This window comes from Autumnicola edwardsiae (genome assembly GCF_031846505.1).
Classification (GTDB): domain Bacteria; phylum Bacteroidota; class Bacteroidia; order Flavobacteriales; family Flavobacteriaceae; genus Autumnicola; species Autumnicola edwardsiae.
Genome location: NZ_JAVRHP010000104.1, coordinates 1 through 10,914, shown reverse-complemented (window position 1 = coordinate 10,914; position 10,914 = coordinate 1). Strand labels below are relative to the sequence as shown.

Below are 10,914 nucleotides of genomic sequence, written 5' to 3'. Positions count from 1 at the left end.
TGGAAGTACGAAGTTATTCGTGGATTTGTGGCAAATAAGGAGATCGAAAATTGCCATTTTTGGGAAGCTGCCAATCTGAACTTTAGAAAATAAAAAATCAGAAATAACAATAACAAACATGATAGTTGTAGGCCTTACCGGCGGCATTGGAAGCGGAAAAACTACTGTGGCCAATTTCTTTAAAGAACTGGGGATCCCGGTTTATATCGCAGATGATGCTGCCAGGAATTTGATGAACACTTCTAAAAAAATAAAGAAGGAGATCACCGAACTTTTTGGTCCAGAATCCTATACCGAAAATTTGCCTAACAGAAAATACATCGCTTCCCAGGTTTTTAACGACCAGGAAAAGCTTAACCTTCTCAATAATATCATTCATCCTGCCGTGGCTGCAGATTTTGAAAAGTGGAAGGCACAGCAGGATGCACCTTATGTTATTTATGAAGCTGCCATATTATTTGAAAAAGGCGGAAACAAGAAATGCGATTACACCCTCCTGGTCACTGCACCACACGAAGAAAAAATTAAACGTATCAAGACGCGCGATAATAATTCTAAAGAGGATATTGAAGCCAGGATGAACAATCAATGGAGTGATGAACGTAAGTTAAAACTTGCCGACTTCAGCATTCAAAACCTTCAGTTGGAACAAACCCACAGGGATGTGGAAAATCTTCACGCTATTCTCTTAAAAGCGCGTAAAAATTAGCCTAACTTCTGTTAACATTTGGTTAAACCCTCAGACCTCTAAATGTTAAAATCTTACTTTTGAAGCATGAATAAGAAGCTTTTTTTTCTTCTCGTTGTTCTAATGAGCCTCTCTCTTATCGGCATTATTTTCGTCCAGGGATATTGGATAAAGACCACGATAGACGATAAGGAACAACAGTTTTCTCATGAAGCAAAACAGGTGCTCTTAAAAGTTTCTGAAGAAATTCAAAACAGGGAACTGGAAAGCTACTGGTTTCGTTTTGACTCTATAGATAAGAACAACAGTTCACTAAAGGGCATTACCCTTACTGAATATTTCAGCATGGACAGGGATAAGCTTAAGAACGAAGATTTTTTCCAGTCAGAGTCCTTTTTAGAAGAAGATTATAAAGTATCCTCAGGTTTTTTAAATGCAGATGAAGACAGCATCCAGTTTACAAAACTTATAAATAAGAGGGTTACCAATATCGTGAAGAACAATATTGAAGGCCGGGGAGTAAGCGCGCAGCAGCAAATAGAGCGGATGGTACGAATGAAGGACGTGGAGAAGGAATCTTTGCGGCGGCTTATTGGAGGGGTTGCAGAAAAACTTCCCATACATACCAGGGTGAGCGAGGAAACTATTGAGAGCCTAATTGACAAAGAACTCAGGCGGCGGGATATTAAATCGGAATTTGAATTTGCTGTCTTTAATAATTCTATTGAGACAAACCTGAGTTCAGATAATTTTTCACTGGACCACCCTGCAACTTATGGCGTTCCGTTGTTTACAGATCCCGGTGGAAACAGTAATTACAGGCTTGTTGTGAATTTTATGGGTAAAAAAGAAGTGGTTTTATCGTCGGTTATTCTTATGGCGGCATTGTCTATCATCCTTACCCTTATAATTGTGATTGCGTATTCCAGTGCACTTTCACAACTTATAAAACAAAGACAGATCTCGCAGATCAAGACCGATTTTATTAATAACATGACGCATGAATTTAAAACGCCTATTGCGACGATAAACCTGGCTTTGGACGCGATTAAAAATCCTAAGATCATTTGTGATCAGGAAAAAGTTAACCGGTATCTGGGGATGATAAGGGACGAAAATAAGAGGATGCATGCACAGGTAGAGAACGTGTTGAGGATCTCAAAACTGGAAAAGAACGAGCTTGATCTTAAAAAAGAGAGACATAGGCTGCATGATATCGTAAAAGAAGCGATTGCACATGTAGAATTAATTGTTGAAGACAGGGGCGGATATATCCAGACGCATTTTGCCGCATTAAAATCTTCTATCCTGGCCAACGAAGATCACTTTACCAATGTAATTGTAAATATTCTGGACAATGCAATAAAGTACAGTGAAAATGAGCCCAAGATTGATATCTATACTGAAAATGTAAAAAACATGATCATCCTGAAAGTCAGGGATCAGGGGACCGGGATGTCCAGAACGGTCCAGAAGAAAATATTTGAAAAGTTTTATCGCGAACACACAGGAAATATTCACAATGTAAAGGGGCACGGTCTGGGTCTGGCTTACTCAAAGCAGATTATAGAAGACCACCACGGGGAAGTTTTTGTGGAGAGCGAAAAAGGAAAAGGAACAACATTTATAATTAAATTACCACTAATATCTTAATATATGGAAACTGAAGAAAAGAAAATTTTATTAGTAGAAGACGATCCGAATTTTGGAACAGTCCTTAAAGATTATTTGGCGATGAACGATTATGAAGTCACTCACGCCAAAAACGGAATGGAAGGTTTTGAAAAGTTTAAAAAAGATGATTTTGACCTATGTATCCTGGATGTGATGATGCCATATAAAGACGGTTTCACACTTGCCAAAGAAATTCGTGACAAGAACGAAGAAATCCCGATTATTTTTCTTACCGCTAAAGCGATGAAGGAAGATGTGCTTAAAGGCTATAAAGTTGGGGCAGACGATTACCTGAACAAACCTTTTGACAGCGAGGTGCTGTTAATGAAGATTAAGGCAATCATGCAACGTAAAGCGACAGATAGTGTTGCCGATAGTAAGCAGTTTGAATTCGAGATTGGGAAATTCCATCTAAACTCAAAATTAAGGTTTTTAACCTATGACGATGGTGAACCGCAAAAACTCTCTCCTAAAGAAAACGAATTGTTGCGACTTCTTGCACTTCATGAAAACGATTTGATGCCAAGAGAGCTGGCGCTAACTAAAATATGGAGGGACGATAACTACTTTACATCCAGAAGTATGGATGTTTATATTGCGAAACTGCGTAAATACCTTAAAGTAGACGAAAACGTTGAAATCTTAAACATTCACGGGGAAGGATTCCGGCTTGTGGTAAGGAACGAGGAAAAAGACGAAGCATAAATTAGTGATTCAGTTTCCTGGTGAAACTTCCATTTCAGGAACACAAATTCTGAAATGGAGGTTTTTCTATATCTTAAAAAGTCAAAGTAAAGCTCTTAAATTGGCAATTTTTGACAGCTGATTTCTAATTATTTTACACTTTCTTAGAATTTTCTGATGTTAAAAACCGGACTAAAACTTAACAACTCGTCCTACAAACTTCTTTAAACTATACTTATCTTTGCGGCTGAAGTATGACTATGACGCTTAGCCCTAGATGATAAGTTCTTCTTTCTACCCTACAAAGAAAATCTTAATCGGAATCTCTCCGTTAGGAATTCTTGTGCTTATATTTTTCTTCTTTTTTTTGTCTCAGGATGTTGTTGGGCAGCAGCCTGCTGATGTCATTCCTGAATATGAATGGGATGATAAAGAGGATCTAGGTACGGCTGGTATATCTTCTCTGGAGAATATAATAATTGCTTTAGACTCTGATTCTGAAGGAAATGTTTATGCTTTAACTTTTGGAGGATTTGTAAAAAAATTTGATTCTGATGGAAATCCAGATCCAGATGAAGATATTTCATTAGACGGCGACTTTGAAGGTTTGGTGGATTTAGCAATTAATTCGCAAAATGAAATTTTTGTAGCACACTACGAAGGTAGGGAAGTGTTAGCGTTTGATATGGATGGGACGCCTATACCATCAAAAAATGAAGATTCAAATTATTTTAAACCCTTAGGGATTACTTTTGATGATAATGACAATTTGTATGTACTAGATTATAATGATGGCTCTGGAGCAGAAAGCGACGTGGGTAGTAGGTTAAAAATTTATTACAACAATGGTGGGGAGAGCCAAAATTTACTAGAGAGCAGGTTACTGCAACCATACAGAATAGCTGTAGATTCAAATGGATCTATTTTTATTAGTCAGGCTGGGGATGATGATAATAATCCGGCTGTACTGATTTTTGATGAGGATTTGAACTACGAGGGGAAGTTGCCTGAAATTGAATCTCCCGGGAGCGTTGTAGTGGATCATTTCGATTTTATACATGTAATAGAATATACTGAGAGATTAGATTTTGCACAATTTTTAAATATTGAAGAAATAGGATTTTTAGGAGCCTTATCCCTTGTTTCTGAAATTGATGAAGGGATTGATAATAATGAATTTGTTATTAAAATATACGACAGGAATAGAGTGCCAGTTGGAATCCTCGAGGATAACGATTCAAATGACAACAATATTGAATTTCCGCTTGATATTGCTTTTAATCAATGTGATAAAATGTTTACGAATAATGCGGATATTACTGGTTTGTCTCTGATCTTCAACCTTGAGATTTATGAAAGAACTCCCTCATTTGATACTGAAGATCCTGTGGTGGAATGTATTGAGCCAGGACAGGAATTTACACTAGTAGATGGTTCAGTCACTATTGATGTAGAGAACATTGACGATGGCTCTACCGATAATTGTGAAATAGAAAGTATGATTCTTTCTGAAGATACTTTTAGAACTACAGGCGAAAAGGAAATCACCTTAACCGTCATAGATATAGCAGGGAATAGTGCAGAATGTACTACCACAATAAGAATTGTTGGGAAAGAAGAACCAGAACCTGCTTTTGATTGTCTGGATCAATTTACCCTTCAGTTAGATGCAGATGGGGAAGGGAAAATTTCGACGGAGGATTTATATACAGGAGATGGAGAAGGCGTTAATTTCACTGTTGACCGGGAAGATTTTAGCTGTGAAGATATCGGCACCCAAACAGTTACTTTGAGTTATTCAGGAGATGTTTCCGGCAGTTGTCCTGTAACAATTATAGTAGAAGATAATATTGCCCCTGTAGCTTCCTGTATTGGGGAATATACTATTACCCTTGCTCCTGGAGGCAGCGAAACTATCACTGCAGCCAATTTGGATTCGAATTCATTTGATATTTGTGGGGAAATCACCTTGGAACTTAGTCAATATACCTTTACAGAGGCTGATGCCGGAGATCAGACGGTAATATTGACTGTCACCGATGAATATGACAACGAAGCTATCTGTCCGGTTAGTGTGCAGGTAAATGTTGAAGAATCAGAACCTGCTTTTGATTGTCTGGATCAATTTACCCTTCAGTTAGATGCAGGTGGGGAAGGAACAATTTCGACGGAGGATTTATATACGGGAGATGGTACTGGAGTGAATTTTAGTATTGAAGAAGAAAATTTCACATGTGCCGATATAGGAACGGAACCTATTGTTTTGAGTTACACGGGAGATTTTACCGGAAGCTGTACTGTTCAGGTTATAGTTGAGGACAATATTGTCCCCGTGGTTTCTTGTGTTAGTGATTTTTCCATCACTCTTGCCCCTGGAGAGAGCAGGACTATAACAGGTGCAGAACTGGATAGTGGTTCTTATGATAATTGCGGAGGTGTTACTTTTTCTTTGAGCCGGGAAGTTTTCACATCAGAGGATGAAGGTCCTAATGACATAATTTTGACTGTTACCGATGAGAACAATAACTCGGAGACTTGTCCGGTTACCGTTCAGGTAAATGTTGAAGAAGCTCAGGAACCACCAGCAACAAATTGTATCAATCAAACCGTAAAATTGGATAGTAATGGCCTGGCACAAATCACAGCAAGAGAAATTTACGGTTCAGATCCTGATTTTGATGGGGTTAATTTACGGCTAATTAGCAAAAATAATTTCAATTGTGATGATGCAGGAACTGTTGTTCCGGTTACACTCCGGGTAACAGATAAAACAACAGGATTGTTTTCGGACTGTACTGCTCAAATTACAGTATTAGATAATGAAGATCCGGTTATAGTTGAATGTCCGGGAAATAAAGAATTTACAGTTCCATATGGAGAAACCGGTAGGGTAGTACAATATGATGTACCAACATTTGACGATAATTGCCAAATTTCGGGTGTGGTTCGAACCGCCGGTTTTGCTTCCGAAGAAACTTTTCCTGTAGGAGAGACAACAGTTACTTATACTGCTACGGACGCTTCAGGCAACCCTATGGAATGCAGTTTTATGGTCAAGATTACAGAAAATGCAGACGAGATTCCGCCCAGATTTACTAACTGCCCAGAAAATCCCGTTACAGTAACCACTGCTACCGGACAATGTGGAGCGACAGTAGATTTTCCCGTTCCGCAGGCAGAAGATAATTCCGGAAATGTTGAGGTTGAACTTACGAGTGATTTAGGTTCAGGCGATCGTTTTCCGGTTGGGGAACATATCGTCACCTACAGGGCTACAGATGAAGAAAATAATTTTGAAGAATGCAATATTAGTGTAATTGTCACAGACGATGTAGCTCCTCAAATTACGTGTCCGGATCCAAAAACGGCAAATTTCGACCCTGAAGTTGGTTATACACTTCCCGATTATCGTGATGAATTGGAATTTTCAGAAAATTGCAGTTCGCAAGAAGAGCTGTTTATAACACAATCTCCTGCGCCGGGAGAAATCATCTATGAAAGTCAGGATATTTCTTTTACCGTAGAAGATGCTTCCGGGAATAATGATAGTTGCAGTTTTGAACTTACTTTAGATGAAGACGCAACAGATGTTCCTTTAGAAATCACAGGTTGTCCCGGGCCGCAGCAAGGTCCGCTAGATGGCTACTGTCAGTTTACCATTCCCGATTTTACGGGAGTAGTCAGCACAAATATTGCTGCCAATATTACACAGGCACCTTCTGCCGGTTCTTCGGTTTACCAGGATACGCGGGTAAGCGTGATCGCCACAACTTCTATGGGCGAGGTTGACATTTGTTACGTAGAAATCACGCTGGATACTTCGCTGCCCGATGCGCTTAACTGTCCGCCGGCAACAGAAGAGGCAGATTATGACCCAAATCTGGGTTATGTAGTTGGAAGTTACCTTACCCGCTATGACCTTGATTTTTGTAGCAGGAACTTTACCGTAGAGCAAACTCCGGAATTTGGTACTCCAATTACTGAAGATACTCCTGTAAATATTACGGTAAGCGATGCCGCCGGAAATCAGGTTTCCTGTGACTTTTTAGTTACCGTACCCAACGATACCGATAGGCTGGTGGCAAGAGATGACGAATATTTTGTTGAAGACAACTCCCAGCTGTTTTATGTTTCTGAACAAAATGGAATTTTGGTTAACGACAGTTTTAATCCGGCAAATTTGCCTCAAATTGAAATTATTAGCCCTCCTCAGGGTGCGGTAGATAGGGATCCTGATGGTTCCTTTACTTACAATCCGCTGGATAATTTCACTGGGGAGGATTCCTTTAATTACCGTCTAAACGATGGTGAAAATGTTTCGGAAATTGCGACGGTTATTTTAAACGTTTCTGCCGGAAATATTGCGCCTGTGGCAAACGATGATTTTTATTCTACAGAGCAGGGCGAGATCCTGGATATAGGAGTTGAAAATGGTTTACTGGCAAATGATGAAGTCCCCGGTGATAATGCGTATGAAGTGATTAGGATAGAAGGAGTAAGCAATGGCTCGCTGCTGCTAAGAATCGATGGTTCTTTTGTCTATACGCCACATCCCGATTTTACAGGCGAAGAAAGATTTACCTATCACATTACCAATGAAGAAGGACAGTCTAATATAGCCACGGTGACTATTAGAGTAACGGGTAGCAGCTCAAACTTTACCTGTGTTCCTGATGTTGAGCTTCAGCTAAACGGGGCAGGGGAGGCCATCCTTACGCCAGAAGATGTTTATACCGGAGATGCAGATGGCAGGACGTTTTCCCTTAGCCAAACCAGCTTTAATTGTGAAGATATCGGGGAGAATCGGGTAACTTTTTCGTATAATGACGGTAACAGCCTGCAGTATTGTGCCGTTAATGTAATTGTAAGAGATGAAATTGCACCAACCATTAATTGTCTAAACAGAAGATACGCAGTTTCAATTCAGGAAGGTGAAACGTTTACCTTAACCACAGAAACGGTTAACGTCTACGATTTTTCCAGTGATAATTGCGGAATTGAGGAGGTGGTTTTTGACAGAACCGAGTTTACCTTTGCCGATTTAGGGACGCATACGATAAATTTCACTGTTTTTGATGCTGAAGGAAATTCAAGTAACTGCGAGTTCGACTTTGTATTGTCGCCGTACACCCCGGAAGAAGTAAGCTGTGTAAACGGTGTAACTCTTGAACTTGATGCTAACGGAGAAGCATACCTGGACATTAATGATGTTTATACTGGAGATCCTTCCGGAGAACTTTCTGTGAGCAGAACGTATTTTACCTGTGAAGATATTGGGGTTAACCGCGAGCGTTTCTACTATACCGAAAATGGAGAAGAGACCTTCTGCGAATTTTCCGTTACCGTTGCAGAAAACTTTAAGCCACAGGTTAGCGTAAACAATATTGGTATTAACATTAACGAAGAAGGAATTGCTGTTCTTACAGAAGAAGATTTACAAACTATAGTCACAGCAACAGATAATTGTTCTGATGAGCTGCGGTATGAGGTAAGTCAGGATCAATTTGATTGTTCACATAAAGGCGCTAACCTCGTAAATTTAACAGTAACAGACGAGAGTGACAATGCCACGACCACCAGTTTTACAGTTTTCGTAAATACACCACCGGGAACCTGTGGCACTCCTGTGGATGAGGATGATTATGTTTTTGTATACCCGAACCCCAACAATGGCAGCTTTAAAATCAATACGCCGTCCAACGTAGTGATTACAAACATACGGGCTTACGATATGCGCGGCAGGTTTATTAAAGAGGTTAATTACGACGAAACAGTAACCGAATATGCGATGAGCCTTGGAGAGGTGGAAACTGCTGTGTATGTGCTTCGGCTTATAATTTTAAGGAACGGCAGGGAAGAGGAGCTAATCCGCAGGGTTATTGTGAGGAACATTTGATTTTTTCTTCTGCGTAGGCGATAATATCTGTGGGCGCAGCAGTGTTCTCAAACCATTTTATAGCATTATCTTTTCTAAACCAGGTCAATTGTCTTTTTGCAAAACGCCGGGTATTTTTCTTGATTTCGGCGATTGCTTCTTCTTTAGTGATTTTCCCTTCAAGGTTTAGAAAAAGTTCTTTATAGCCAACGGTGTTGAGAGCATTTAAATGTCGCTTCGGAAAAAGCTTTTTAGCTTCTTCAAATAAACCGGCTTCCATCATCTTATCGACCCTCAAGTTGATACGCTCATAAATTTTCTCCCTTTCTGAAGTAAGCCCAATTTGTATATTTTTGAAATCTCGGGCTTCTTTTTTTCTGTTCAGGAATGAAGAATAGGTTTTGCCGGTTCCAATGCAAATTTCCAGGGCGCGGATAAGCCGGTGCGGATTTTCAGTATCCACATTTTTATAATAATCAGGGTCCAGATTTGCCAATTTTCGCTGAAGATTTTCCAGGCTTTCCTTGTTGAGGCCTGCTCTAATTTGAGGATCAACTTCCGGAAAGTAATCCAGGCCTTCAAGAATGCTTTTAACATACAGTCCGCTGCCGCCAACCATGATAACCACTTTTTTCCGCTGAAAAAGCTCGTCCAGTTTGGCAATGGCATCCCTTTCAAAATCACCTACCGAGTATTCTTCTTCCACAGAAATATGCTGAATAAAATGATGCGGTGCCGTAGCGAGTTCCTCTTCTTCGGGAACAGCAGTGCCAATTTTCATATCTTTAAAGAACTGCCGGGAATCTGCAGAGATAATTTCGGTATTAAAATGCCGGGCCAGTTGTATCCCGAGGGCAGTTTTCCCAATAGCCGTGGGACCAACAACAGTTATCAGGTAATTTTCAGGCATTGAGTCGGTTTCCGCAGTTATGGCAAAATTCGGCTTTATTTAGGTGATCATGTTCATTGCAAACAGGACAAACCTGGGTGTTTTTTATGGAATCCTTAGAAGAATCTGCTTTGTTATATTCAGAAGTTACTATTCCTGTGGGCACCGCTATAATTCCATAACCGGTAATCATAATAACAGAAGCGATAAACCTTCCCAGGGGAGTTACAGGAGCAATATCCCCAAATCCCACAGTGGTAAGTGTAACGATGCACCAGTAAATACTTAGCGGAATATTTGTGAATCCGCCGGTTTCCCCTTCTATAAGATGCATAAGCGTTCCTGCGATAATACATACGATTAGTACTGCGAAAAGGAACACTATTATTTTCGCCCGGCTGTTGCGAAGGGCTTCTGTAAGTTTATTGGATTCCCCAATATACCTGCTAATCTTCAATATCCTGAAGATCCTGAGCAGCCTTAGCGCTCTTATCGCAAAAAGTAGGTTCGCACCGCCAAAAAAGAAGCCTATGTAACTTGGAAGTGTGGAAAGTAAATCTACAATTCCATAGAAGCTGAAAATGTATGCTTTGGGCCTTCTTATACTAATAATACGCAGGATGTATTCGATGGTAAAAATGATGGTGATTACCCATTCTGCGATATAAAACTCCCAGTAGTACAATTCAAAATACTCAGGTACACTTTCCAGCATCACCAGTGCAACACTTATAATAATGATGACAAGGAGTGCAAGATCAAAGAATTTACCCGCCGGTGTATCGGCCTCATAAATTACTTCATGAAGCTTTAATTTCCAGTTAGGAGTGGATTTGTTATCTTTCAATGACATTTCTGTTAGAAGTCTTTCAAATTTAAAGAAATTAGCCGAAGTACGAGGGACGAAGTAAAGAAATACGAAAATTGTTAAGGGACATTCAGAAGTACGAGCGACGAAGTGGAAGATCGAAGAATTATAAAAAGTCCGCATTCGTGGATTGGTGGCAAAAACAAGAGGTCGATAATTGCCATTTTAGAAGCTTTATCTTAAATTGAATTAGAAATCAGGAGGCAAGAAACAGCAGGATCACTGCAAGGGGTTCT

Annotated in this window: 6 protein-coding genes; 4 read left to right on the top strand and 2 right to left on the bottom strand. The window is 39.9% G+C overall.

Translation table 11 applies throughout. The features are described from left to right. Nucleotides 1-118: 118 nt before the first annotated feature. From coaE to RM529_RS14450, 4 genes are all read left to right on the top strand, one after another. Nucleotides 119-709 carry a dephospho-CoA kinase gene (coaE, locus tag RM529_RS14465; RefSeq protein WP_311485475.1) on the top strand — a complete coding sequence of 197 codons (591 nt, stop codon included), beginning with the start codon at nt 119-121 and terminating at the stop codon, nt 707-709. 66 nt (nt 710-775) lie between these two features. Then, complete coding sequence (locus RM529_RS14460) at nt 776-2,341, top strand: sensor histidine kinase (RefSeq protein ID WP_311485474.1); 1,566 nt, start codon at nt 776-778, stop codon at nt 2,339-2,341. Nucleotides 2,342-2,344: 3 nt separating this feature from the next. Further along, nucleotides 2,345-3,067: a response regulator transcription factor gene (locus RM529_RS14455; protein WP_311485473.1), complete on the top strand. Its 723-nt coding sequence runs from the start codon at nt 2,345-2,347 to the stop codon at nt 3,065-3,067. Between the two features lie 256 nt (nt 3,068-3,323). Further along, entirely contained in the window at nt 3,324-8,942 is a 5,619-nt protein-coding gene (locus tag RM529_RS14450) for an HYR domain-containing protein (protein WP_311485472.1), read from the top strand. On the opposite strand, the gene miaA is transcribed toward RM529_RS14450, so the two are convergent. Both miaA and RM529_RS14440 read right to left on the bottom strand, forming a co-directional pair. After that, nucleotides 8,923-9,831 carry a tRNA (adenosine(37)-N6)-dimethylallyltransferase MiaA gene (miaA, locus tag RM529_RS14445; RefSeq protein WP_311485471.1) on the bottom strand — a complete coding sequence of 303 codons (909 nt, stop codon included), beginning with the start codon at nt 9,829-9,831 and terminating at the stop codon, nt 8,923-8,925. The two genes, RM529_RS14450 and miaA, sit on opposite strands and share 20 nt — an antisense overlap. Next, on the bottom strand, nt 9,824-10,663 hold the full coding sequence (locus RM529_RS14440) for an ion transporter (RefSeq protein ID WP_311485470.1): 840 nt from the start codon (nt 10,661-10,663) through the stop codon (nt 9,824-9,826). Before RM529_RS14440 ends, miaA begins: the two co-directional genes overlap by 8 nt. Nucleotides 10,664-10,914 lie beyond the last annotated feature (251 nt).